The organism is Enterococcus sp. DIV1639a (assembly GCF_050530445.1).
Classification (GTDB): Bacteria; Bacillota; Bacilli; order Lactobacillales; family Enterococcaceae; genus Enterococcus_B; species Enterococcus_B hirae.
Window position 1 is genome coordinate 2381934 of sequence record NZ_CP172886.1, and the last position, 25898, is coordinate 2407831.

The 25898-nt window shown below is 38.0% G+C and carries 18 protein-coding genes and 1 pseudogene; 3 read left to right on the forward strand and 16 right to left on the reverse strand.

Translation table 11 applies throughout. The features are described from left to right. Positions 1 to 25: 25 nt before the first annotated feature. The 4 genes from IGJ32_RS10920 to IGJ32_RS10935 form a co-directional block, all read right to left on the reverse strand. On the reverse strand, positions 26 to 3220 hold the full coding sequence (locus IGJ32_RS10920) for a DEAD/DEAH box helicase (RefSeq protein WP_342082054.1): 3195 nt from the start codon (positions 3218 to 3220) through the stop codon (positions 26 to 28). A gap of 15 nt (positions 3221 to 3235) precedes the next feature. Beyond that, on the reverse strand, positions 3236 to 6370 hold the full coding sequence (locus IGJ32_RS10925; protein WP_342082055.1) for an SMC family ATPase: 3135 nt from the start codon (positions 6368 to 6370) through the stop codon (positions 3236 to 3238). Beyond that, entirely contained in the window at positions 6370 to 7497 is a 1128-nt protein-coding gene (locus tag IGJ32_RS10930) for an exonuclease SbcCD subunit D (RefSeq protein WP_010737095.1), read from the reverse strand. Before IGJ32_RS10930 ends, IGJ32_RS10925 begins: the two co-directional genes overlap by 1 nt. 200 nt (positions 7498 to 7697) lie before the next feature. Continuing rightward, complete coding sequence (locus IGJ32_RS10935) at positions 7698 to 8324, reverse strand: lysophospholipid acyltransferase family protein (RefSeq protein WP_010720870.1); 627 nt, start codon at positions 8322 to 8324, stop codon at positions 7698 to 7700. 128 nt (positions 8325 to 8452) lie between these two features. Here IGJ32_RS10935 and IGJ32_RS10940 point away from each other — a divergent pair, with 128 nt between their 5' ends. The 3 genes and pseudogenes from IGJ32_RS10940 to IGJ32_RS10950 form a co-directional block, all read left to right on the forward strand. Further along, entirely contained in the window at positions 8453 to 9187 is a 735-nt protein-coding gene (locus IGJ32_RS10940; RefSeq protein ID WP_010720871.1) for a tRNA1(Val) (adenine(37)-N6)-methyltransferase, read from the forward strand. Next, complete coding sequence (locus tag IGJ32_RS10945; protein ID WP_123875011.1) at positions 9177 to 9458, forward strand: GIY-YIG nuclease family protein; 282 nt, start codon at positions 9177 to 9179, stop codon at positions 9456 to 9458. The genes IGJ32_RS10940 and IGJ32_RS10945 overlap by 11 nt, the downstream gene beginning before the upstream one ends. A 266-nt stretch (positions 9459 to 9724) precedes the next feature. Next, a pseudogene (locus IGJ32_RS10950) lies at positions 9725 to 9832 on the forward strand (transposase); the annotation flags it as partial. Positions 9833 to 9945: 113 nt separating this feature from the next. Here IGJ32_RS10950 and IGJ32_RS10955 read toward each other — a convergent pair. The 12 genes from IGJ32_RS10955 to IGJ32_RS11010 form a co-directional block, all read right to left on the reverse strand. Next, positions 9946 to 11892, reverse strand: a complete 1947-nt coding sequence (locus tag IGJ32_RS10955; protein ID WP_010720873.1) for an acyltransferase family protein — start codon at positions 11890 to 11892, stop codon at positions 9946 to 9948. 442 nt (positions 11893 to 12334) lie between these two features. Next, on the reverse strand, positions 12335 to 13210 hold the full coding sequence (locus tag IGJ32_RS10960; RefSeq protein WP_010720874.1) for a YitT family protein: 876 nt from the start codon (positions 13208 to 13210) through the stop codon (positions 12335 to 12337). A 447-nt stretch (positions 13211 to 13657) separates the two neighbouring features. Continuing rightward, positions 13658 to 15424 (reverse strand): aspartate--tRNA ligase, encoded by a 1767-nt coding sequence (gene aspS, locus IGJ32_RS10965; protein ID WP_034699943.1) that lies wholly within the window; start codon positions 15422 to 15424, stop codon positions 13658 to 13660. A 14-nt stretch (positions 15425 to 15438) separates the two neighbouring features. Next, on the reverse strand, positions 15439 to 16731 hold the full coding sequence (gene hisS, locus IGJ32_RS10970; protein ID WP_342082056.1) for a histidine--tRNA ligase: 1293 nt from the start codon (positions 16729 to 16731) through the stop codon (positions 15439 to 15441). Between the two features lie 454 nt (positions 16732 to 17185). Next, positions 17186 to 18133 carry an aldo/keto reductase gene (locus IGJ32_RS10975; protein ID WP_010737088.1) on the reverse strand — a complete coding sequence of 316 codons (948 nt, stop codon included), beginning with the start codon at positions 18131 to 18133 and terminating at the stop codon, positions 17186 to 17188. A gap of 307 nt (positions 18134 to 18440) precedes the next feature. Further along, a complete protein-coding gene (locus tag IGJ32_RS10980; RefSeq protein ID WP_342082057.1) occupies positions 18441 to 19700 on the reverse strand; it encodes a cytochrome P450 in 1260 nt (419 codons plus the stop codon). 304 nt (positions 19701 to 20004) lie between these two features. After that, positions 20005 to 20451 (reverse strand): D-aminoacyl-tRNA deacylase, encoded by a 447-nt coding sequence (dtd, locus tag IGJ32_RS10985; protein ID WP_034699948.1) that lies wholly within the window; start codon positions 20449 to 20451, stop codon positions 20005 to 20007. Between the two features lie 11 nt (positions 20452 to 20462). Beyond that, on the reverse strand, positions 20463 to 22676 hold the full coding sequence (locus IGJ32_RS10990; RefSeq protein WP_010720880.1) for a RelA/SpoT family protein: 2214 nt from the start codon (positions 22674 to 22676) through the stop codon (positions 20463 to 20465). Between the two features lie 206 nt (positions 22677 to 22882). Continuing rightward, complete coding sequence (locus IGJ32_RS10995) at positions 22883 to 23635, reverse strand: 16S rRNA (uracil(1498)-N(3))-methyltransferase (protein WP_096708727.1); 753 nt, start codon at positions 23633 to 23635, stop codon at positions 22883 to 22885. Then, positions 23636 to 24583 carry a 50S ribosomal protein L11 methyltransferase gene (gene prmA / locus IGJ32_RS11000; RefSeq protein ID WP_010737084.1) on the reverse strand — a complete coding sequence of 316 codons (948 nt, stop codon included), beginning with the start codon at positions 24581 to 24583 and terminating at the stop codon, positions 23636 to 23638. It abuts the gene before it with no gap. A 12-nt stretch (positions 24584 to 24595) separates the two neighbouring features. Further along, positions 24596 to 25084, reverse strand: a complete 489-nt coding sequence (locus IGJ32_RS11005; protein ID WP_010720883.1) for a DUF3013 family protein — start codon at positions 25082 to 25084, stop codon at positions 24596 to 24598. Beyond that, positions 25081 to 25722 carry a DNA-3-methyladenine glycosylase gene (locus IGJ32_RS11010; protein ID WP_053766269.1) on the reverse strand — a complete coding sequence of 214 codons (642 nt, stop codon included), beginning with the start codon at positions 25720 to 25722 and terminating at the stop codon, positions 25081 to 25083. The genes IGJ32_RS11005 and IGJ32_RS11010 overlap by 4 nt, the downstream gene beginning before the upstream one ends. Positions 25723 to 25898: the final 176 nt, after the last annotated feature.

A 25898-nucleotide genomic window follows, 5' to 3' on the forward strand; every position in this document is an offset into this window, starting at 1 on the left:
TTAATTATTTTTTGTTTCAAAATTTTTAATCTTCCAGGTCTCCGACACTCAGAATCATCCGGATATCATCTTCCGTTAATTTGGTTAATTGGTCTTCATTTCCTTGGATGACTTTTTGGAATAACTCTCTTTTTTCTTGTTGTAACGAATCCATCCGCTCTTCAATCGTTCCTTCTGCAATCATGCGCCAAACTTCGACCACATTTTTTTGTCCGATACGGTGCGCACGTCCTGCCGCTTGTTCTTCAATGGCTGGATTCCACCATAAATCATACAGAATTACCGTGTCTGCTCCCGTTAAGTTGAGTCCGGTTCCGCCAGCTTTCAATGAAATCAAAAAGACATCTCGTTCTCCTTCATTGAATGCATCTACCATCGTTAAACGATCTTGCGGTTTGGTGCTTCCTCTTAAGTAAAAAGTAGAAATTCCTAATTCTGCTAGTTCTTCTTGTAAGATGGTCAACATACCTGTAAATTGAGAAAACAACAGAACCCGCCGATTGTTTTCTTTGGCTGCGACCAGTAGATCTTTGACTTGTTCTAGCTTTCCTGAGCCACCTTCATAATCCTCCAAGAATAATCTTGGATCACAGCAAATTTGGCGTAATCGTGTCAAACCAGCTAGAATACCGATGCGATTCTTTTTAAAAGCTTCTGAGTCCATAGTAGAAATCTCTTCTCGCATCTGACGTAAGTAAGCCAAGTACACGGTTTTTTGCTCTTCTGTCAATGCAGAATAAAGATTCATCTCGGTTTTTTCTGGCAGATCGCTTAACACGGTTTGCTTATCCCTTCGTAACACAAACGGACGAATCATTCGGGCAATTTCTTCAGGTGCCAGCTCTCTAAAGCGGGTCTTATTCGGGAAAAATCCCGGCATAATCGTCGCAAAGAGCGACCATAGTTCTTCCAGATTATTCTCAATTGGCGTCCCGCTTAAGGCAAAACGTTGCGGTACGCTTAATTCTCGTAGCGCTTGAGCTGTTTTGGTACTACTATTTTTAACCATCTGAGCCTCATCAAGGATCAAATAATTAATCGCATGTTTTTGATAATCTGCTAAATCTTGTCTTAAACTAGCATAAGAAGTGACTCTGATATCTGCCTTACGAGCTAATAGTTCTTCTCGTTCCTTTTTATTCCCGTTGATTACTTGGATGCTCAAAGAAGGAGCAAATTTTTTCACTTCTGCTTGCCAGTTATAGATCAAACTAGCAGGAGCGACGATCAAAGCAGAGAGTTCGCCTTTTTCTTCTTTTTCTGAAAGCAAATAGGCAATTGTCTGAAGGGTTTTTCCTAGACCCATTTCATCTGCTAAAATTCCGCCAAACTGGTAATTTCCCAGCATTTTCAACCATCGAAATCCTTGTTTTTGGTAATCACGCAATTCAGCTTGTAGACCTGCTGGCAAGGATACTTGATATTGTTCAGGTTGTATTAGATCTTGGATCATTTTTTGATAGGAGTCACCAAAAGTTGCTGAACTTCCTGCTAACTTATCTTGAATGATCAATCCTTGGTTTTTAGGCACATGGATCGTTCCAGATTCTGAACGGATCGATTCACGGAATTGTTGCAAGATTTGACTTGTTTGCTGAAACTCTTCGGAATCAAAGGACAATACTTGCCCATTTTCTAACGTATAGAAAGCATCATTTCGCAACAAACTTTGTAAGACCTGATTGATTTCTTGTTCCTCAATCCCAGTCACATCAAAACGAATATCTAACCATGAACTGGTTTCTTCCACTTCGATCTTCGGTTGATGTCGATGTGCATCTAAATACAATTCCCGAAGTTTTTTCCCAAGGCGGACCTCACCAAACTGACGAAAAACGGCTAACTCCGTACGGAAAAAAGTATACAACTCTTCTCCTGTCGGTAATAAACGTTCATAGCCTGTATCATTTCGTTGGTAGCGATACATTTTGAACAAGTCTAATACGCGTTGTTCTTGGGCTTTGTCTCTTAATACTTCAGAAGCATTTTCAGCAATAACTTCATGTTTTTTATCTGTTGAAAAAACGACTTCATCATAGACAAAATCAACACGAGCCTGGATCTTGCCTTTCGATTTTCTAAAGAAGAAAATAAATTCTACTGGCACGTCAGCAACTTCTGCTTTCACTTCATCCGCTATGCTCACTTGACCAATTTCAGATAGCAATGGAATGATTTCTTTGAATAATGAGGATAGTTCTTGCTTAAGAAACAATACTTCTGGTTTCTCAAATCTTCTCATAAGCTGTTTCCAAGTTAAATAGACTGCTTGTTGACGTTTTGTTAATGAATAAAAAGTTCCTTGGATCATTCCCCATTGATAATGAGTAAAGAACAACTCAAAGTCATTCAGTGCGCTTAATTGATAGGCCTCTTCTTTTTTTGTTACTTCAAATTCTAAAGAAGGATCATTATTAGAAAATCGAACCCCTTGATAATTCACTTCTCCGATCTTCATTTGGAGTTTTGTCGTTTGGTTCATCTGTTCTAACAATGTTTTTGCTTGTTCGATCGGTAATAACAAATAACGTTTATCTAATTTCCCTTTCACTTGTAGGCCGTTTGCACCTAAAAGAAGTTGCGTTTGGGCACACTCAGCTAACGTTTTTAAGATTACTTGATCTTCTCCTTGAAAAGCTCGTTGATCTAGATGGAACTGGTATTGTTTATTCACAGTGTAGCGTTCATTTTCCATATAGGAATGTAAAAAATCAAAAATGTTTTTAACGATATACGTTTTCTTTGGCTGATCTAAATAGCCAATCCGCAAATAAACGGCTAAAATAGCTAATTCCGGATGATAATGATTGGTCTCAATCGTTTCTACTTGATATTCCACAATCAATGGTTGCGTCCGTGGTGAATTTTTTTTGACAGTTAGTCTTGAAAAACCTTTCGTTAAAATTTCACCTTCGCTACTTTTTTTGACTGGTTCTAACGCAGGTTGATCTGCCTTGATTATTCGTGAAAGATTCTTAGAGCGCAAGTACAGTTCGACTGCCACTGTATGCTTACAATAATGATGTTCTTCCCAATAAGGGCATTGGCAGAAATCGACTTCTTTGGCTGTCCCATCTAAATCGACCATATACAATTCACTGCCTAAGACTTCCGCATGCCAAACTTTTTCTTCTTGGTCAGGGACAACCGATAATACCCGTCCTTCTTGCAGATATTGACGTCCTCTTGCAATGACTTTTTCTGGAATGCTCCATTTCATCAGTTAATCCCCCTCTTATCCAAGATGATAGCGTACTTTACTTTGTCCGCTACCTTCTGTTTCGATTCTGATTTGTTGTACTACTCGTTCTTTTAATTCTCTCACATGGCTGATGATCCCGATCATACGACCTTCACTTTCAATTGTTTCTAATGCTTCAATCGCCATTTCAAGTGCTTCTTCATCTAACGATCCAAATCCTTCATCAATGAATAACGCTTCGATCAACACACCACCGGCTTGTGTCTGGATCACTTCAGCTAAAGCCAACGCTAAGGATAAAGCTGCAATAAAACTTTCGCCACCAGATAGCGTATGAGCCCCACGTGTCAGACCTGCTTCATCATCATAGATATTGATCTCCAACCCTGTTTTCCCACGGTAACTTCCCACTTCATCTGCAAGCTCAAATTGGTAACGATTTTTCGTCAGACGTTGCAATCGCACATTTGCCACTTGTAGTACTTCTTGTAAATACACTTGTAGTACGTATCTTTCCAAGCTGGTTTTTCTAGGGTTTTCCCCATTCATCGTTTGCGATAATTGTTGTAGTTGGATCAATTCATCTAATTGTTCTTGACTCGCTTGATAAATCGAAGAAAATTCTTCGATGATTTGCTGATTCTGCTGTTCTTGCTCTTGCAAGTGATAACAATGTTTTTGTTGTGTTTGAACCGCAGCTTTTAGCTCATCTAGTTGTTGCTCCAATTGTTCTAAATCAGGAAGTGTTTCAGCTAAAGCAACATGGTTCAACTGGCTTAAGCGGTCTTCAACGATTAATCGTTCTTTCTCATATGTGTTGACCAGTTGACTCTTCTCTTGGTATTCAACTGTTTGTTTAGCAAATGCCAATACCTCATCTGCTTCTTTAAAGTAAGCTTGCTCTTTTATTTTTGCTGAAATTTGCTCTTGGATACGCTGAATTTTATTTTCAATTTTTGCCTGTTGCTCATGAATATTAGCCATTTGCGCTTTTAACAAACTGATTTCTTGAGAAAAACGAAGTTCTTTTGTTTTTTCTTCTGCTAACCATTGGGCTTTCATCGCAACATTTTCTTCTAATTGGTTGACATCCTCAATCAAAGTCTGAGTATTTTGTCCTTCTAACTGTTTCGTCAAGGTAACAAGCTCCCCTTGTACTTGTTGGAGCTCTTCTTTGTTTTGGCTGATTTGTTCGGTGATCTTCTTTCGCTGATCTTCTATAAGACTTAAACGTTCAGTTAGTGTTTGAGTAGCGATTTTTGCCTGTGTGATGGCCTCTGCACGCGACGCCAAATCATGCTGGATTTTTTCTAAGGATACAAGAGGATCATCTGCTATGGCAAATTTAAACGATTGCTGGATCAAATGTTGTAATCGTTCTTTGCTTTTTTGGATCTCTACTTGTTTTTCTGTTCCGAAGTTTTCCAAGTCAGCTATTTTTTGTTCTATTTGTGCTTTTTCTGCTTCACTACGCCCTATTTCTTGATTGATTTGTTCAAGGTTTGTTTCTGCCTCGGCTAAATTTGCTTCCAGTTGGACAAATTCTTCTTGATTAGGCAATACATGCTCATTTTGTTGTTTAGGATGCTCCGTTGACCCACAAACTGGACAAGGTTGCCCCGGTAATAATAGCAATTGCAACTTCGCAATTTGTTGGCTTGCCCATTGACTCTTTAAAAGATCAACTTGATTATTTTGTTTGCTTAACATTACTTGTTGAGCTTGGAGTTTTGTGATCAGTTCGGACAACTTGGTTTGATTCATCTTTAACTGTTCTGTATTCTGGTGATTTTCTGTAAGGATAGTTTGGTACTTTTCTTGCTCATGCCGAAGTTGTTCGTAACACAATTGATCACTGTGCAAGCGATCTTGGTCAAGCAGCAGTTCTGCTAGTCTTTGTTCTTCTTCTTTTAACTGGACTTGTTCTTGAAGAATTTTTTGTTCTTTTTCTTCTGCTTTTTTCTTAGCCTTTTGTAACTCTTCACTTTCATTTTGCTTTTTTTGCCATTCTTCCGCAATTGGGATCAATGACTTCATGACTTGTAATCGATTCGCTGCATGTTCCATTTCTTGTTGGGCATTTTTTCGTTCAGGTTCATCTTTACGCCACTGTGCATACACTTGTTCTTGTTGCACGAATGTTTCAGAACAAGTCTGTTCTTTATCAATCAGTTCTGCTTGTTCTTTCTGGTATTCTTGACTTCGTGTCAACGTATCGACCAGTCGTTCAGCAAATTCATAATGAGTGATCCATTGTTTTATTTCATTGATTTCACTTTCTTGCTGGATCAATTTTGCATATTTTTGCTCTAATTTTTGCTTTTCTTCCTGACGTGTTTGCAATGTTTGCGAATGATAATAGGTATCTTCTAATTGCTTTTGTTGTTCTTGTAAATGAACCAGTTTATTTTTTTCTTGGAGAAGTCTTTCTTGTAATGTTGTTTGCTCTGCCTGCCAATAAGTGAATAACGCATCAAAACTTAAGGTTTCAGGAACCGTTCCTGTGTCCAAAGGGATAAACCGTTTTTGCAGCAAACTCAATTCTTGCTCAAGATGATCTAATTTTTTTTGATGTTCTTTGGCTTTTTCTTTCAATTGTTCATTAAGTTGTTGGAAAAATTGCGTGCCAAACAAATTACGTAAGACAATTTCTTTCTCACTACTTGATGAAATTAAAAAATTACGAAATTCTCCTTGAGGTAGTAAAACGATCTGAGAAAACTGTTTCGCATCCAGATTCATTAATTCTTTGATTAATTGATCCACTTCACTACGTTTCGTGTATTGGCGCATTTCTTTGCCAGCTTCATCAAAGATCGTCAAAGAAACTTTTGCTGCTTGCTTTCGATTGCCTTCACCTTTACGTTTGGCCAAGAGTTGTTCTGGCTTACGTTCAATCTCATAATTCAGCCGCTGATGCTCAAATGAAAAAAAGACACACGTTTCTTCTTCAGGCGTAGCAAAAAGAGACCGCATTTCTTTACCAGTCCTGATTCTGCCAGAAGTTTCACCAAACAATGCATAAGTCATTCCATCAAAAAGAGTCGTTTTTCCTGCACCTGTTTTTCCAGTAATCAAAAATAGTGGTGCTTCGGTCAATTTCGCAAAATCAATTGTCTCGTCAATAAAAGGACCAAAATTTTTTAGTCGTAATTTCTTGGGTTTCATTACTGATCATTCCTGTCCGTGAGTTCTTGTAGCGTTTCTTTTAACCAGATTTCCTGCTTGTTCGTCAACTGTTCCTTGGTCATTTCTTTGAAAAAGCCTTGTGCGATCTTATGTGGATCCTTTGTCATCATCTTTTTTTGTTTTCCCTGTTTCAGTTCTACTCGACCGTTTGAACGTTCCACACCAAGTATCCGTGGATAGATTTTTCTTAATTGATTCATCATGTTAGGGATAATCGTTCGATCTTCCAAATAAATTTGGAGATAATTTTCACGATTGATCGTCTGATAAAAATCTGGATTCAGCAGCTCTTTAAAACTTGCTGTTATTTCTTCAATATCATATAACGGGGTCAGTTCTCGAAAATTCAAAGAGACGTCCTCTTCTAAATCTACGATCCAAACACCTTTTTTTTGATTGATTTCTGACAATGAAAATTTTAAAGGCGACCCACTGTAACGGGCATTTTTTTGATTCAATGCTGCTTGATTGTGGAGGTGTCCTAATGCGACATAATCAAATGGTTCAAGTAAATCTCCTGGAACAGCATCTAATCCGCCTACTTCAATTTTGGTTTCTGAATCTGATTTCATACTCCCGGTCACAAAAAAGTGACTCACTAACACTTGTTTTTTCGTTGAGTCAAACTGCGTTTTCATTTTCTCAATGACTTTTTCCATTGCTTGTTGAATGGTGCGTATTTGCTCATCTTCAAAATATATCCTCGCTGAGATTGGTTCAAAATAAGGCAAAAGGAAAAATTGCGTATCCTTGAATATGATTGGTTGAAAGGCTTCTGCCAATCTAGTTTGTAAATAATAATCGGACTGACTGAACCAAGGTGTTCCTGTCGAAAGTCGAATACCGCTATCATGATTTCCGGATATCGCAAAAATCGGAAATCCTTCCCTTAGATTCCATTCGACCATCAATTGATTGAACACTTCAATGGCATCCACAGACGGAACACTTCGATCATAAAGATCTCCCGCAATCACGATTGCATCAACATTTTCTTCTTTTGCAATTGCTAAGATCTGGGTTAAAACATGCTCTTGTTCCTTGATTCGATCGTATCCTTGTAGTTTTTTTCCAATATGCCAATCAGCTGTATGTAAAAAACGCATCTCATCACCTCAAAAAATGTCCTTCTAATTATTATAACACTTCCCCTCATTACATGATACCTAGGATCATTACGGACTAAAACAAATAGGCAATGAAAAAAAGTTGCTGATTCCGTATAAACATAGATAGTCCCATGCTTAGAAAGAATCACAACTTTTATCATTACCTTGCACTTTGATTTTTATTGAAAAAGAATCATTTACTTTTTATTTTTGATTTCATATTTAAAGTCAGGATTGACTTCTTTGTCTAGTTGATCGAAAGCGGCTTGTGTTCTACGTTCGATTTCTGCCATTCCTTCTTTGTCTGTTTTTTTGATATCAGACAAATCGATTGGTTCACCAAAACGTACAACCACCCGTTTTCGCTTGAATAAGTCACCCAAAGTTAATGGTCCTTGGTAGACAGCAGGAACGATTTTTGCTTTTGACATTTTAGAAATCAATGCCATTCCGCCTTTTAATTCCGTTGCATGTCTTGTTCCACTTGGGAACATGATCAAACCTAAATGAGTAGATTTTAAAATTTTAACTGGCGTTTTGATGACACTAGGTCCTGGATTTTCTCTTTTTACTGGAAACGCATGGGCATGTGTCAAAATAAAGCGTAATACTGGATTTTTGAATAATTCTTCTTTTGCCATAAAGCTAAATTCTTTAGGCGAAGCTGCTACAGCAAGATATAAAGGATCCCACCAAGTTCGATGTGGCGCTACCAAAATATAATTCTCATCTTGTGGTAAAACTTCTTTATTTTCATATCGGGCATTGCCGTTGATCACTGCTAAGATCACTCGGACTAGCCCTCTCATAAATCGATAGAACATAGTCTCTTCCTTTCTAGGTGTATGGTCATAGTATGCCTAAATTTAGGAAACTTTACAAGGTACCTTGGTTCTTTTTTATAAAAATAGTATAATACAATCAATTAGTTTTTTCATTTTGGAGGGAACCCATGCTTCACGAAGATGAACGGATCGATCAATTATATGCAAATGATATTAAAATCATTCAAAGTCCTCACGTTTTTTCTTTTTCACTAGATGCTGTTTTGCTTGCTCATTTTGCACGTGTACCGAAAAAAGGACAAATCGTTGACCTCTGTGCAGGGAATGGTGCAGTCGGTCTTTTTTTGAGCAAACGAACGAATGCGTTGATTGATGGAATCGAAATTCAACCACGTTTAGCGGATATGGCAAGACGTAGTATCCAATTAAACGAGCTAACACACCAAATGACCATCCATACGCTTGATTTAAAAGAAAGTTTATCCGTTGTTCGTCATAATTCATGTGATTTAGTCGTCTGTAATCCCCCTTATTTTAAGGGATTACCAACCAATAAAAAAAATCCGAATGAGCATTTAGCGATTGCTCGACATGAAATCCATACTACCCTTGAAGATGTGATCCAAATTTCTAGTAAATTATTAAAAACCAATGGACGCTTTGCAATGGTCCATCGCCCAGACCGCTTTTTAGAAATTATTCAGTTACTAGAAAAACACCGTATCGCCCCTAAAAAAATTCAATTCGTTTATCCAAAAATGGGGAAAGAGGCAAATATTTTGTTGATCGAAGGAATCAAAGAAGGCAAATTAGATGGCTTTAAAGTTGCTTCACCGTTGATCACATACATGCCTGATGGTAGCTATACAAATGAAATCCGAGAAATTCTTTATGGCCAGTGAGCATTATTTTTATGTCTTAGCTTGTAAAGATGGCACGTTTTACGGTGGCTATACGACGGATCTTTCAAGAAGATTAGCAGAACACAATCATGGGACAGGAGCTAAATATACCCGATTACAAAAAAGGCGCCCCGTCAAAATGATCCATGCTGAGGTGTTTGCAACTAGGAGTGACGCAACAAAAGCCGAAGCAGCCTTTAAAAAACTCACGCGCTCTCAAAAAGAACGGTATTTAAAGACACAGCCCTCTCACATGTTGCCAGAACAATAATTTGGGTCAATATTACTGGGCATGTTGCCAGAACAATAATTTGGGTCAATATTACTGGGGCTGAATCGACCTTTTAAGGGAATGTATGAGAACTAAACAAAAACACAAAAATTAGTTTTTTGGCTGTTGATTGTTACCTACTTCAAACAATTGAAAAGACATCTTGAGATCCTTTCAAATGAGTTCAGCACTTATTGATAGAGGAAAATCGGCTCTATAATTTATGGGACTGATGATGTATCGAGGTTGCTTACGAAAGCTTCCAGAAGAATCCCCATATAAAGACAATCAAACGTGTAGCTTACGGATTTAAATCATTTGAGAACATGAATATTAGGATCTTTTTGAGCAATCAATTAATTGACGTTAAATAACAAAAAATGCGGGTCAGAATGAGGTTCATTCTGACCCGGATTTGATTTTATACCACTCATCAGTCCTTATTGACAAAGAGCCGGAAAATCAAGATATCTTATCTCTTATTCAACTATTCCGTACTACCATTTCCATTAGCAGAACTAGCTACACTACCACTATTAGTATTCGTATCATTTTGGGTTGATTCACTTGAAACAGTTTTCTTCGTTTTATCTTTCCCTAATAAAGTTTCACTTACTAAATGGATATAGTGTTTCATTCCTTCTGGATTTGGATGTACTTGGTCATCATAAAACCAATCATTGTGGCTATTACTATAATCATACCAGTCGATCAATGTAAGATTATCGTATTTTTTAGCCATTTGTGCTAACAAGGCATTCACATCGTTTTGCCAACGTTTTGTAGGAACGCGGACATTTACCCAGTAAACTTTACGATCTCCTAAGGCACTCATGATGCTATCAAATTGCGATTCAGAAAAGGCTCCATTTGTTCCTAAGCCAATCAAAACCGTGTCTTTCAATAGGTTTTGTTTTTTCAGTTCTTCAATATATGGCTCACTCGCATATAATTGTCGACCAACGTCTCCATCAACAACAACTTTAGGATATAACTCCTTCAAATCAGTCGCTGCATCTAACATGACTGAGTCCCCAAATGCTGTCAATTCTAATTTCTGCGCTTTCTTTCCTTGTTTAGCTGTTAGCCCATATTTATCAAGAACTGCTTGATCAACGGTGTTGGAATTATTATCTTCATTTTTCTGGCTTTCCTCCGCCAATCTTTTACTTTCAGCAATTTGTGCTTGTAATTTTTTTTGATCCGCAGTCACTGAATTCTTAGGTGCTGTAACAAAACCAACAAGAGCGATCAACACCATCAATGTTCCCGGAATGACCCAAGGTTTTTGCTTGCTGATAATCGGCTTAGTGAACCAGCCTTTGACTACTTGAATCGTTTGTCCATAATCGAATCGTGCCAAAGGACGTTCAATGTAGCGATAAGAAAGTTCGCTAATGATCAGGATCAATGAAATCTCGATCAATGTATGAAGCAAAACATGATCCGCAATATTCGCAACTTTTGCTTCATAAAAAATCATGACTGGAAATTGATACAGATAGATGCCGTAACTTCGTTTACCGATCCAAGAAAACACGGGATTGGTTAACCATTTGTTCACACTTGCGCCTGGATGCGCTGTTACCGCAACTAAAACGACACAGAAGAGACTAACTAAGAGCATGCCCCCATAATAGACAAAACTATAATGATCATCTAACAAGAAAAAGAAGAGGATCAATGCGATCAGTGAAATCAATCCGGCTAGATTCAACACCCGTTTTGCTTGCTTTGGAATATTTTTTTTCAATCGGGTACTTGGCCAGACAAAAGCCAAAGCACTTCCTAACCAAATTGAAAACAATCGCGTATCTGTTCCATAATATACTCGAGTTGGATCGCCGCCTGGCGTAAACAGGATCATCATGAGGATCGCAGAAATAAGTGATCCTCCTAAGACTGTATAAACGATCCACTTCTTTTTACGTACAAAAACCATTAACAAAACAAAAAGAATGGGCCAAACTAAGTAGTTTTGACCTTCCACCGCCAATGACCAAATATGGGTAAACGGTGATTCATTGGCAAATCGATCAAAATAAGACAAACCATTTTTTATTTGCCACCAGTTGTTGACATACAATAAACTACTAACGACTGTTCCTCGTAAGTTATTCAATAACCCTCGTTGAAATAACGTAATATAAGCAGATGCAGTGATTAGTAAAAACACTAATCCTGGATATAACCTTTTCATTCGTCGGACATAAAACTGCCAAATATTGATTTTGCCATTTTGTTCCCATTCTTGCCGTAATAAATCAGTGATCAAATAGCCTGATACAACAAAAAATATCGGGACGCCCAAATAACCACCCTTCAAACTTGTAGGGAGCAAATGGTACAAAATCACTCCTACTACTGCCAAAGAACGAATACCGTCAAAACCAGTAATGTAGCGACTATTTTTTAACCTTTTTTGTTTTTCCATTCAATATTCCAACTTTTCATAAACTTTTTTCATTTGTAATATACGTGTATTGTACAAAAATAGCAAGAAAAATTCATATGATTTTCGCTATCATTTCTATCTTCCCATAAAACTTTGAAAAAAAGAATAACTTTTTCCGCAACTTTAATAAAAATTCAACTATGAACAACGTATAACTAAAAATAACCTTGAAGTCTCAGTAAGATTACATCTAACTGAAAGAATCACTTTACTAAGATCGTTACGACAAATTTAGCAAAATGAAGGGTGAAAATCTCAAAACAGGATAAACTGTTTGAAGATTCTCACCCTCCAGATACAAATCAAGTTACACAATGCCCAACTTTATCAAACGATTTGTAGAATAAAGTTGTTTCCAGCCACAATGATCGATTCATTTATTTGGATATGTCACTTTTTCTGTCAATAAGTTGCACTTGCACTAAACGCCCTCTTCATAAAACCGACCAAGAATTTGGACATTTTCGGCGATACTGACAAACGCTTGTGGATCAGAAGCTTTCATCGCTTCTCTTAACAAAGGCAACTCATAGCGTGTAACGATCGTCATCAACACCGTTTGTTTATCGTGCTTGTAAGCTCCTTCTGCCTCATTGATGATCGTGATTCCACGACGCATACAGTTTTGGATTTCATTGACTACTCGTTCGGGATGCTTCGTTACGATCATCACTTGCATTTTCTTTTGTTTCGTATACATCACGTCGGTTACTTTCCCACTGACAAAGATCGAAAGTGCGCTATAAAACATGTATTGCCAGCCAAAAAGGATACCAGCTACGAAAACAATCAATGCATTGAAGTAAATCGAAATTGAACCAATCGATTTTCCTGTTTTTTTACGAATAGTGATACTGACGATATCCAAACCACCTGAGGATAAGCCATTTCTTAAGGCTAACCCGATCCCTAATCCCATCACAGCACCCCCAAAAATCGCGCAGATGATTGGATCAGTTGAAAGAACCGTTAGAGGAAGGATATGGATACAAAGTGACGTCAATGTCACGGTGATAAATGTAAAAATCGTAAACTTCTTACCGATCTTCACCCAAGCAAGTACAAATAAAGGAATATTCAATAAGTATAAAGTCGTTGAGACGGGTACTTCGAATCCAATCAACGATTTAGATAAAGTAGTCAGTATTTGTGCCAAGCCAGTGATTCCGCTTGAATAAATATGTCCTGGTTGATAAAAAAAGTTTAGTGCTACTGATGCAATCAATGCATAAACGATAGATACCGAAAGCTTGGTCGTATAATCATGATGCGCCCAATTTTCGAAAGTTTTTTTCATTGCTTTGTATTTCCGGTTACGATCTCGTACTTTCATATGAATTCGTATGAAGAGACAATCATTGGCTGGAAGTCAATTTCTCTCTTTTCCCGGAATTTCCTTTCTTAATTTTAATTTGGATAGTGAGTAAAGATACGTAGTATATAATGAAAGAACGAACGATTACGTTCAGTGACTACTCTATAATGATCCATCATTACACTAACCAAAAAGAAGGATTCATTCTTCGCCTATCGCATCACTAAACGTAGCATCCATTGAAAATATGGGTTAAAACTCAACTGACATTATACGCTATGGCTTAATTATAAATCGTTTTGGAATTAAATCAAGACAACATAAACAAGTACGAGAGTCTTTTTACACCTAGTCCAGACTCCCGTACTTATTATTTATAAAACGATCAATGGAATTGAGTTACTAGTCTTTTGTTCAATACGAATAAACTTAGTCCATGCTGGTTACATCAATATTCAAGTCAAATAATTGGGCATCTGATACCGTACTTGGTGCATCACTCATGACATCTGCTGCTCTACCATTTTTAGGGAAAGCAATAACTTCACGAATGTTTTCTTCACCAGCAAGTAACATCACAAAACGGTCCAAGCCAAGAGCAATACCGCCATGTGGTGGGAACCCATAATCCAATGCAGTTAATAGGAAACCAAATTGTTCTTCCATTTGTTCCTTCGTAAAGCCTAAAGTTTCTAAGACTTTTTCTTGGATTTCACGAGTATGGATCCGGATTGAACCACCGCCTAGCTCATAGCCATTCAATACGATATCATATGCTTCTGCATAGACACTAGCTGGATCTGTACTCAAGCGTTCAAGATCTTCTTCTTTTGGCATCGTAAATGGATGATGAGCGGATACGTAGCGTCCTTCTTCTGCAGAATATTCAAATTGTGGCCATTCTGTGATCCACAAGAAATTGAATTTTGATTCATCAATTAAGCCTAATTCTTTTCCTAAGCGTGTACGGATTGCCCCTAATGTTGCAGCTACGATTTCTTTTGTATCCGCACCAAATAATAAAATGTCTCCAACTTCAGCGTTTGTCGCTTGAACGATTGCTTCTGTTGCATCTCCCATAAATTTAGCGATTGGACCTTTCAAGCCGTCCTCTTCTACTTTTAGCCAAGCTAATCCCTTCGCACCAAATTGGCTAGCGTATTGCCCAAGATTATCTAAATCTTTACGAGAGTAGTTGCTTGAAGCATTTTTAGCATTTAAAACTTTGACGACGCCACCTTTTTCAAGAGCCATTTGGAAGACTTTGAAATCAACATCTTTGACGATTTCACTTAAGTCGATCAACTCCATCTCAAAACGTGTATCTGGTTTATCACTACCGTAGCGATTCATTGCTTCGTCATACGTCATGCGAGGAAACGGTAAAGTAACGTCGATTCCACGAACATCTTTCATCACTTTCGCAATCAAGCCTTCGGTATAATCTTGGATTTCTTCTGCCGTCAAGAATGTCGTTTCAATATCTACTTGAGTAAATTCTGGCTGACGATCACCACGAAGATCTTCGTCACGGAAACAACGAACGATTTGGTAGTAACGATCAAATCCTGCGTTCATCAATAATTGTTTAAACAACTGAGGTGATTGAGGTAACGCATAGAAGTGCCCTGGGTAAACACGCGAAGGAACAAGATAGTCACGAGCCCCTTCTGGCGTTGATTTTCCTAAATAAGGTGTTTCGATATCCATGAAATCATTATCATCTAAATAATGACGGATTGCTTTCGTTGTTTCATTTCTCATTTTGATATTTTTCGTCATTTTTGGACGACGTAAATCTAAATAACGATATTTCATACGGATCTCGTCTCCGACTGTTTGATCGTCTTCAATCAAAAACGGTGGTGTTTTTGCTTTGTTCAAGATAACAATTTCGTTTGCGAATACTTCATATTCACCAGTGACCATTTTAGGGTTGATGGCTAGCTCTTCACGTTTACGAACCACACCAGTGATTTCAATCACGTATTCACTCCGACATTTATCCGCGATTTCCCATGCTTCTTTATTGACTTCAGGATTGAAAACGATTTGGACGATTCCTTCTCGGTCACGTAAATCAATAAAGATTACTCCCCCTAGGTCTCTTCGCTTTTGTACCCACCCTTTTAATGTAACAGTTTGATCTAGTTCTTTTGCTGAAATCAAACCGCAATAAGTTGTTCTTTGTGCCATTTTTCTTTTTCCTCCTACTCGAATAAAGTCATTTCATCATAGACTTCATCAAAATGTTCATAAACTTCTGTTAAACTAAAGCTTTTTTCTTTTCTATTAGCCATTGATTTGACTGTGACGGTTTGGTTTTCCAGCTCATCTCCGCCAATAACTAACACTAACTTAGCATTCGCTTTATCAGCCGTTTTGAATTGTGCTTTTGCTTTACGATCCATAAAATCACGATCAGCTGAAAACCCAAAATTGCGGATCGTTTGCACCAGTTTCAATGCTTCGATATTCGTTTCTTCGCCTAAAGCCACGACATAAGCATCTAATTCATTAAATGCCGGAATCACGACTTCTTCTGCTTCCATTGTTAACAGCAAGCGTTCGATCCCCATCGCAAAACCAAAACCGGGTGTTTGAGGTCCGCCTAGTTCTTCAACCAGATTATCGTAACGTCCACCTGCACAAATTGTCGCTTGTGCGCCCATCTTTGGTGCATCACTCATAATCTCAAAGATTGTATGTGTATAGTAATCCAACCCTCGAACCATCGTGCTATCGATTTCGTAAGGTATATTAAGTGCATCCAACATAGAAACGACCATATCAAAATGTTTTTGTGCTGTTTCGCTTAAGAAATCTAAAATCGATGGTGCATCAGCAACAAACTTTTGATCTCGTTTGTCTTTACTATCTAACACCCGCAACGGATTCTCATGCAAACGACGTTGTGAATCTTCACTCAACTCTTTTTCAAATGGTGAAAGATAGTCGATCAATGCTTGACGATATGCTTGACGCGTTTCTTTATCTCCTAGCGAGTTGATCACTAATCGAATTTGAGTGATTCCTAATTGTTTGAAGAAATCAAGGGCCATAACCATGCTTTCCACGTCAGTTGCTGGATTGTCAGAACCAAAAGCTTCTACTCCGATTTGATGGAATTGACGTAAACGACCTTTTTGAGGGCGTTCATAACGAAACATTGGTCCCATATAAAATGTTTTATAAGGTTTTGCATATTCTGGTCCAAATAATTTATGTTCCACAAAAGAACGAACGATCGGTGCTGTTCCTTCTGGACGTAAAGTGATGTGGCGTTCCCCTTTGTCATAGAAATCATACATTTCTTTTGACACGATATCCGTTGTATCCCCTACACTTCGAGAAATGACTTCGTAGTGTTCAAAAATAGGCGTGCGGATTTCATTGTATTGATAATCTCTAAACAATAAACGCGCTGTTTCTTCCACGAACTGCCATTTTTCTGACTCACCAGGTAAAATATCATTTGTTCCTTTTGGTCTTTGGAAACTCATTTTTTTCTCCCCTTTACTTTTCTATGTAAAAAAAAATCCACCCTTATTCATTACGAACAAGGGTGAATGACTAATTCATACACGGTACCACCTATTTTTGAAAGATTGCTCTTTCCTCTAACGATTAACGCTCGTACACGGGACGGCTTTTCACTCGTCCATCTCCAGAGTGTCTTTTAGAATTTAAAACTTTAGATCATTTTCAGCCTTGATGATCCTCTCTTGTAAAGCTTCAGAAACTTACTCGCTCTTTCATTGATATTTTCAATATTACCTATAACCTACTAAAAACAAGGCGTAAAGTCAAGAAAAATCTGTAAATCAACTGAGAATTAATAAGGTGCTAACCGACTAGCTGAATGAAACATCTCCTTAATTACTAGCATCCTTCATTCCAGCACACGCTCATTTTTTCAGAGCTAACTTCTTCTGTCACGACCTTCTCTGTATTTTTCTAAAAATCTTTAAAGAGTTGATCAATGGTATGGTAATCAGTGGACGATAAATGAATATCTAATGCACGAGCATTATCTCTAACTTGTTCCGGTTTTTTCGCTCCAGGTATCACGACAGAAATCCGTGGATTTTTCATATACCAAGCTAAAACGAGTTGAGCAATACTAGCTTGATTGTTTTTCGCAATCGGTGCAAGTTGTTCGACAGCCTGAATGATTTTTTCAAACCTCTCTCCTTGAAAATCCGGATTCTTCTTACGAGGGTCATCTGGAGCCATACTTTGAAGACTATTTAAATGATATTTTCCCGTTAACAAGCCGGAAGCAAGTGGAAAATAAGGGACAAAACTAATGTTATGTTGTTCAAGATAAGGCCAACGTTCTTTTTCAGCTTCACGATGGATCAAACTAAATTTATCTTCAACAACATCAACATAGCCATCTTGATTTGCTTCTTTCAGTTGAGTCATTGAAAAATTAGAGACTCCGATTGCACGGATCTTCCCTGCTTCTTTTAGTTTGTGCAACGCAGCGACTGCTTCATTTTTTGGCGTTTCTTTATCTGGAAAATGGATATAAAAAATATCAATATAATCAGTTTGTAAACGTCGGAGTGCTTCTTCTACAGAACGGGTCAAAAATTCTGGTGAATTATTGAATACCCCTTTTTGTCCAGGAACATGGGCAGCTTTAGTGGCAATGATCACCCGTGAACGATCAAATTCATTTTCTTGCAAGACTTCACCGATCAGTTCTTCTGAACGTCCATTTCCATAAGCATAAGCAGTATCAATTAAATTGATGCCGTTTTGCAAAGCGGTTCGTACAACTTCTTTCCCAGTTTCATCTTTTAAGTTAGCAAAAAGATTATGACCACCGATCGCATTCGCTCCTAAGCCAAGTTGTTCAGCATAAACTTGTGAATGTCCAATTCTTATTTCTGCCATTCGCAATTCCTCCTTTTTTCTTTAGTCTAAAACAAAAAGAAAAAAAGCTAAACTAAAAGAACTTTTGAAACAAGAGGTTGTGAAAGAAGCGATCAGCTCCGAGCGAATAAGAGAGGATTTTTTAAAATAGCTTCTCATATTTTAGAAAATCATCGCTTATTGCTGAGGAGTTGCTTCTTGAACACCGTTTACTTGTTTTAGAATAAAAAATAAAGCGCCCCCCAAAAGTTAGTTTTTTTAGTCTAACTTTTTTTAGGGGGGCGCTACAGAATGAGATTTATATTTCAGACTTTTTATTTTCTACGCACTATTCTTTATATAAGAGTACACGACTATTAGGATAAGTTGGAAATTGATTACTAGGGATCGTCCAATCTTGTTCAGGTACTGAAAATTCATAATGGTTGACTAATTGGTCAGAAAAGACCCGTAAACTGTGTAAAGTGATCCATTCTCCTGCACAGCGATGCATTTGTCGAAAGTCTCCTCCACCTTGAGCAATCATCTCATATTCCTCTTCGTAAGAAAGATCTTTTGCTTTCCCTAAATAACGTTTGATCATGAATGAATCTGGCGCATCGATTGTACGCTCATCATGATTCGTCCCGTATAGATCCAAAATAACCCAACTATCTTTAGGAATAAGATAGCCGTCAACTGACACATCTTTTAAAGCAATGGCTGGCAACATTGGGAAAAATGGATAGTAACGACGCATTTCCTGAATAAACGGATCTTGAAGTTCTGTAAAGTCATTTTTTAACTGCTGTTTTAAGTCTGGTCGACTGAATAAAGCATGTCCCATCAAAGCTGCCCAGACTGTCAATGCTACAGTTGGTCGAATAATATTGAGCAATTCCACCGCAGCCACTTCGATTGGCAACAAATTACCATCAAGATCAGTTGCTTGGGCAAAAGCATATAAAGCGACATCTTCTTTACCTGGAATAGGGTTTGCTCGTGCATCCTCAATCAACCTTTGAGCCCATTGTTCAGATTTTTTACGATTTTCAACCCCTTTGATATGATCGATTGGCGACGTAAATGTCCCACTGATCATAGAAATTTGGTAATCAGCGAACTGATTGATTTCTTCATCGGTCAATTCTGCTAAGTTGATTCCTGACCATTCACAAATCGAAGTAAATAGTACTTGTTTACTTAAATCAAATAATTCAAATTGTCCATGTTGTTCGTTTAACGCTTGAGACAAATTTTTTTCTAAAATTTGATGGTACGTATCCATTCTTTCCGGTGTCATCAAATCCATAAAAATCGATTTGCGATGATGGTGTTGGGCACCGTCTAGTGTTTGAACACCATCTTTCCCAAACAACGTTTTTAATACTAATTTAGGCATTGCTCCTTTTCGTTTGAAATTCCTTGGATCATAAAAAATTTGAGCGGCTTCTTTTCCGTAGATCACAATCGCTTCTTTATTGAAGATTTTTGCTTTCACTACTGGCGCATTTGCCTCTTTACGTAATTCCTCTAACAAGTGATAACCTTGCTCATATCGTTTTTTAATCTCGGTTATCTTTATATCGACTACTGGTACCTCTTTCATCTTTTATCTCCTCCAATAGAACACTTCATCTATTATTAGCTTATCTTTTTTTTAGATAGCTGACAAAAAAAGTGTTCTAAAATAAAAAAGACCAAATGGACTCGATTTTAGAACTATTTCTCCTCTAAAATCACTCTTTTTTCCTTAAAAAATAGGTTCCCCCATCTGTATGACACTTTTCGAGTAGGCACACAAAAAACCGATCACTCAAAGATTCATCGCTTGTGCGAATCTCTGAGGATCGGTTGGAATTGACGAGACATGCCCATCTTATTTCAATCAATTATGAATACACTAGTATCTCTTATTTATTTTGAGAATCAATGATAATAGTAACCGGACCGTCATTGATCAAAGATACTGCCATGTCAGCTCCAAATTGGCCGGTTGCTACGGTAATCCCTCTATTTCTAATCCCTTCATTAAAAGCCTCGTATAGTGGAATAGCTGTTTCGGGACGAGCTGCTGAGATGAAACTTGGACGATTTCCTTTTTTAGTATCTGCAAACAGCGTAAATTGGGACACACTCAAAATTTGTCCTTCGACATCTTCTACACTACGGTTCATTTTTCCTTGTTCATCTTCAAAAATACGCATTTGTGCAATTTTTTTTACTAAATAATCAACATCATCTTGCGTATCTTTTTCATGAATACCTAGTAAAATAACCAGCCCTTGATCGATCTTCCCAACTTCTTGTTGATCGATCGTCACTGAAGCTTTACTTACTCGCTGGACAACAGCTCTCACGTGTTTTCCTCCTAACCATTGGTTCGTCGCACGCTATACACATCTGGTACAGCTTTGATTTTATCCACGATGCTCTTTAGGTGAGCAAGATTTTGGATCCCTACTGTTAAATGGATCGTTGCCATTTTGTCTTTGTTGGTTCTCGCTTCCACGCTGTTTAAGTTTTTAGTCATGGTATTTACCGTTTGTAAGACATCATTTAACATGCCGGAACGATTATAACCATAAATTTCCAGATCAGCATCATATTCTTTTCTGGTATTCGAGGTATCTTCCCATTCAACTTCGATCAGGCGTTCGGCCACATTCGGCTTGTCTACTTGGACATTCGGGCAGTCTCTTCGGTGAATCGAGATTCCTCTTCCTTTAGTGATATAACCCACGATATCATCTCCAGGGATCGGGTTACAGCAACGACTGATCCGAATCAACAAGTTATCGACACCTTGAATCACGACACCACCTTCATGGCGAACCTTCATTTTTTCCGGTTCTTTTTTCGGTTGGTTCATGATTTCTTCAGCTTCTTGTTTTTGTTGCTCGATCTTTTGTTCTTTTCTTTCTTTTTCAGTCAAACGGTTCGCCATCGTCAATGCACTGACTTCACCATAACCCACAGCTGCATACATATCATCTTCCGTTTGATAATTCAGCTTTTCTAAAGCATCTTGCAGCTTACTTTTTGCTAAAATTTCTTTTGGTGCAAAGCCTAGATCGATGATACATTTTGTGATTGCTTCATGTCCTTTGATGATATTTTCTTCTCTGTCTTGCGCTTTGAAGAAACGTTTGATTTTATTGCGAGCTTTACTCGTAGCAACTAATTTCAACCAATCTCGACTTGGACCAAACGAATTAGGTGAAGTCAAAATCTCAATGATGTCCCCATTTTTCAACTTATAATCTAATTGAACCATTTTGCCGTTGATTTTGGCACCCGTTGTTTTATTTCCAATGTCAGTATGGATACTATAAGCAAAATCTAATGGTCCAGAACCTTTTGGCAGTTCTGTCACGTCCCCTTTAGGAGTGAAAACATAGACCTTATCACTAAAGATATCTCCTTTGACACCTTCCATAAATTCTGAAGCATCATAACTTTCATCTTGTAGTTCAATGATTTCGTGGAACCAGCTTAATTGTTTCGTGATACCATCTGGTTCGACCTTATCATTTTTACCTTCTTTGTATGCCCAATGTGCAGCCACCCCGAACTCGGCGATTTCGTGCATTTCTTGAGTTCGTATCTGGATCTCTACCGGATTTCCAGCTGGTCCAATGACTGTTGTATGCAAGGATTGATACATATTTGCTTTAGGCATAGCAATATAATCTTTAAACCGCCCTGGCATTGGTTTCCATTTGGTATGGATTGCTCCTAAAACAGCATAACAATCCTTGATAGAGTCAACGATTACCCGTATTGCAAGTAAATCATAGATTTCATTGAATTGTTTCTTTTGGTCTTTCATTTTCCGATAAATAGAATAAATGTGTTTAGGACGTCCATAGATTTCTGCATAAATATCTAGTTCTTCTGTTGCTAGACGAATATCTTCGACTGTGGCGTTGACATATTTTTCTCGTTCTTCTCGTTTCGTTTGCATCAAATGCACGATTCGATAATATTGTTTAGGATTGAGATAGCGAAGTGCGGTATCTTCTAATTCCCATTTGATTCGACTGATCCCCAAGCGATGAGCTAATGGTGCATAAATTTCTAAAGTTTCTTGGGCGATTCGACGTTGTTTATCTTCACGAAGATGTTTTAGCGTACGCATGTTATGTAGTCGATCAGCTAATTTCACCATAATTACACGTAAATCTTGCGCCATAGCTAATAACATCTTTCGATGATTTTCTGCTAATTGTTCTTCATGTGATTTGTATTTGATTTTCCCTAGTTTCGTTACACCGTCAACTAACATTGCAACGTCTGGACCAAATTCTTCTTTCAAATCATCCAAAGTAACGTCGGTGTCTTCTACAACATCATGCAAAAAACCAGTTGCAACAGTATGGGGGTCCATTCTTAAATCAGCTAAGATCCCAGCAACTTGGATAGGATGGATAATGTATGGTTCGCCTGATTTACGAAACTGGCCATCGTGAGCAGCCGTTGCATAATCGCAAGCTTTTTGAACAAATGCTACATGATCAGGTCCCATGTATTGGCTAACCAATTTAATCACTCCAGGACCTGTCAATAATTCTTCTTTTGGCATGGAACATCCCCCTTTCAAAGGTTACGAACAACAGCTGTTGCTCCGAATAATATTAAAAACCATTCTTCTTTTTTATAACATAACTAGAAACAAACTCATGCACACCATTCATTTGATGTCATCCGTTGTTTACAATAAAATAATTGTTTTTATTATACAGATTGTTCGGAATTTTTTCAATTTTTCCTGATTTTATTCAGTTATTATCAGTGAGTGAGCTCCCACTGATAACTTGCCGCACTTAAAAGATAAAGAGGTGCCGTCTCCGTACGTAAAATCCGTGGTCCTAATCCACATAAGATTCCACCTTTTGCAACAAAGGCTTCAACTTCTTCAGGAGCAAGACCTCCTTCAGGACCAAAAATGGCTAAAATCCGACTACCATCAGTGAGTTCTTGGAATACCTTAGCTAAATTGGCTAGTTCTCCTTGTTTTGCCGACTCTTCATAAGCAATCAACAACACATCATAAGCAGATAGTCGTTCAAAAAGAGCTTGCTGACTTTCCAATAATTCCACTTGGGGCGCAATCTGTCTATGAGATTGTTCAGCTGCTTCTTGAGCAATTTTGTTCAAACGTTCTTGACGTTTGTTTCTTTTTTTCGCATCCCATTTTACAATAGATGTTTTAGCTGGAAAGCCAATAAATCCATGCGCACCTAATTCTGTTCCTTTTTGAACGATCCAGTCTAGTTTATCCCCTTTTGGATAACCACTGGCAATCGTGATGTTATTGGGTAATTCCTTTTGGCTTTTTTCTTTTTCAAGCTCGCTCAAATAAACGGTATCTTCACTGATTTCTGTGATCTCCGCACGAATCGATACTTGATCGTTGAATGCTAAATAGACTTGATCTTTTGGCGCCATGCGCATGACCCGTACGATATGATGAAATGCCTCTCCCGAAAGTTCGAAGCGTGTATTTGGTTGATACGCCTCTTCTAAAAAGTAACGTTGCATTTATTCCACCTCAGGCTTTTTCAAGATAATTGCATACCAATCTTTTTGTTGGAAAATTTGATCAACGACAAAGCCCTGTTCTTTCATGGCGTCAATGACCATTTGTTTTTTTTCTTCAATGATACCAGATACGATCAGGCGCCCCGTTTGTTTTAATAAGCGCCAAGCATCAGGGATCATCAATAAAATAATATCTGCTAAGATGTTCGCCACGATAACATCACTTTCGATTGTGATGCCGTTCAATAAATCATTAGCAGCTACGTGAACATCTTTGGCTACTTCATTCATATCCATATTTTCTTTCGCTGCACGAACAGCCACTTCATCCAGATCATAGGCATAAACCTCTTTAGCACCTAAATATTTCGCTGCGATACTTAAGACGCCAGAACCAGTTCCTACATCTAAAAGTGTTTCTCCGCCACGCAATACCGTTTCTAATGCTTGCAATGTTAAAGAGGTAGTTGGATGTGTCCCTGTTCCAAATGCCATTCCAGGATCTAATGTAATGATCTTTTCTAATGGATCACTTGTTTGATACGCTTCCCAACTAGGTACGATCGTTAACATTCTGGTGATCCGTACTGGGTGATAATACTTTTTCCAAGCAGTTGCCCAGTTGCTTTCTTCCACTTCACTAACGGTAATGATATTTTTACCGATCGCCAAGCCAAATTCTGGGAGTTGGGCTACACGGTCTTTGATAAAAGGCAAAATCTCTGGTAAAAAAATCGTTTCAGGGAAATAAGCCATCACCAGTGCGCCTTCTGTTAATGAAGTAAAATCTTCTTTATTCAAGATTTCCCCATATTGATCAGACTTGAAATTTTCAACGTCTAAAGCATCTTCAATCGCAACACCGCTTGCTCCTGCTTCCATTAGTATATTAGCCACAGCTTCCACTGCTTCACTGGCGGTTTCAACTTTTACTTCATTCCATTTCATGACATTCACTCCTTAATAACTTGGATAAGGCAAATAGACGTCCGTCTCATTTTGCTGTTTTTCTTCGACTAGTTTTGCTAACTGTTGATTGTCCCAATTCAACTCAAACACTGCCGTTTCATCATCTGCATCAAGAAAATCTAAGAGATCACTTTGCCCTTGCGCTAATACTTCGTTCAAATACTCAATCAATGCATCAATGACCGATTTGGCTATCCCTTTCTTCCCTTCATAAGGAATAACCGCTAGATAATCTTTTTCATCAAAATGGGATTTTTGTGGATTGAACAATAAAATACCATCTTCAAATTCAATGATTTCTTCTTCGGAAACTACACCTTCGGCATCATCGATTTCCAAATGCGCTTTATTTTCTGCAAATAGTCGGACAATGATTTCAATCGTATGGTTTTTCGTATCCCAGTCTAATGCCACATCATAATCAGTGATCGTTTTTTCGATTGTTTTGTCTAAGTAGTCTAGTAAGTTTGTTTTTTTCATTTTTTCTTCCTCCAGCCCCAGTCTTCCTCCACCAGGTTCTTTCTTTGTAATGATAGATATGGATTTCCAGCCACTACAAAACGTAATGGTTTGTCTGTCCATTCTCCTTTGTTAGGAATACCGATCCTTGGCAAAGCCATGATTTTCTTAGGTATTTTTGTTTTTTCAAAAACAAAATGCAACGGACTGTCTAAAATCGATTGTCCATAAAGTTCTTGTGGTAATCCTAATGCCGCTACCAATTTTCCGGGACCGTTACTAATATCAGGACCAGTCTTCCCGCCTCTGTTAATGCTCATTTGAGCCACACCAGTTGCAGGCTCGATCGCACGAATCATTACCCCTTGTGGAATCCCTTCAGGTTGCGTAATAATATTTAAAATACGGTGGGTGTGCATCGTATAAAGATAAATCGTTCCTGGCTTTTCATACATCGCTGCCACTCGTGGGGTTCTGCGCATCCCAAAACTATGAGCCGCTTCATCTTCTGGACCAAGATATGCCTCTGCATCAACGATGTAACCACCAACGGTACCAGTTGGCGTAACATATTCTAAATACATCCCTAAAAGATCTCTGGCAACTTCGGGTGTTGTTTTATTCAATAAAAGTTCATCTAATTGCTCTTTATTTGTCATTTTATTCACCACCCTTATCATACACAATATTGAAAGCATAAGCTATGGAAACCAAGAAAAACCTACAGCAATAGACAGGCAGATAAGAATAGCCGAAAAATCCCAAAAATAGGAAGAACTATCTTCGGATTCTCCGGCTTATTTTTCAGAACTAGACACTTCTGTCACAGCCTTTT

Bases quoted from the DNA above. Each gene is read 5' to 3' on its own strand.
- IGJ32_RS10920 (WP_342082054.1), bottom strand. From the start codon at position 3,220: ATGAAATGGAGCATTCCAGAAAAAGTCATTGCAAGAGGACGTCAATAT.
- IGJ32_RS10925 (WP_342082055.1), bottom strand. From the start codon at position 6,370: ATGAAACCCAAGAAATTACGACTAAAAAATTTTGGTCCTTTTATTGAC.
- IGJ32_RS10930 (WP_010737095.1), bottom strand. From the start codon at position 7,497: ATGCGTTTTTTACATACAGCTGATTGGCATATTGGAAAAAAACTACAA.
- IGJ32_RS10935 (WP_010720870.1), bottom strand. From the start codon at position 8,324: ATGTTCTATCGATTTATGAGAGGGCTAGTCCGAGTGATCTTAGCAGTG.
- IGJ32_RS10940 (WP_010720871.1), top strand. From the start codon at position 8,453: ATGCTTCACGAAGATGAACGGATCGATCAATTATATGCAAATGATATT.
- IGJ32_RS10945 (WP_123875011.1), top strand. From the start codon at position 9,177: ATGGCCAGTGAGCATTATTTTTATGTCTTAGCTTGTAAAGATGGCACG.
- IGJ32_RS10955 (WP_010720873.1), bottom strand. From the start codon at position 11,892: ATGGAAAAACAAAAAAGGTTAAAAAATAGTCGCTACATTACTGGTTTT.
- IGJ32_RS10960 (WP_010720874.1), bottom strand. From the start codon at position 13,210: ATGAAAAAAACTTTCGAAAATTGGGCGCATCATGATTATACGACCAAG.
- aspS (WP_034699943.1), bottom strand. From the start codon at position 15,424: ATGGCACAAAGAACAACTTATTGCGGTTTGATTTCAGCAAAAGAACTA.
- hisS (WP_342082056.1), bottom strand. From the start codon at position 16,731: ATGAGTTTCCAAAGACCAAAAGGAACAAATGATATTTTACCTGGTGAG.
- IGJ32_RS10975 (WP_010737088.1), bottom strand. From the start codon at position 18,133: ATGGCAGAAATAAGAATTGGACATTCACAAGTTTATGCTGAACAACTT.
- IGJ32_RS10980 (WP_342082057.1), bottom strand. From the start codon at position 19,700: ATGAAAGAGGTACCAGTAGTCGATATAAAGATAACCGAGATTAAAAAA.
- IGJ32_RS10990 (WP_010720880.1), bottom strand. From the start codon at position 22,676: ATGCCAAAAGAAGAATTATTGACAGGTCCTGGAGTGATTAAATTGGTT.
- IGJ32_RS10995 (WP_096708727.1), bottom strand. From the start codon at position 23,635: ATGCAACGTTACTTTTTAGAAGAGGCGTATCAACCAAATACACGCTTC.
- prmA (WP_010737084.1), bottom strand. From the start codon at position 24,583: ATGAAATGGAATGAAGTAAAAGTTGAAACCGCCAGTGAAGCAGTGGAA.
- IGJ32_RS11005 (WP_010720883.1), bottom strand. From the start codon at position 25,084: ATGAAAAAAACAAACTTACTAGACTACTTAGACAAAACAATCGAAAAA.
- IGJ32_RS11010 (WP_053766269.1), bottom strand. From the start codon at position 25,722: ATGACAAATAAAGAGCAATTAGATGAACTTTTATTGAATAAAACAACA.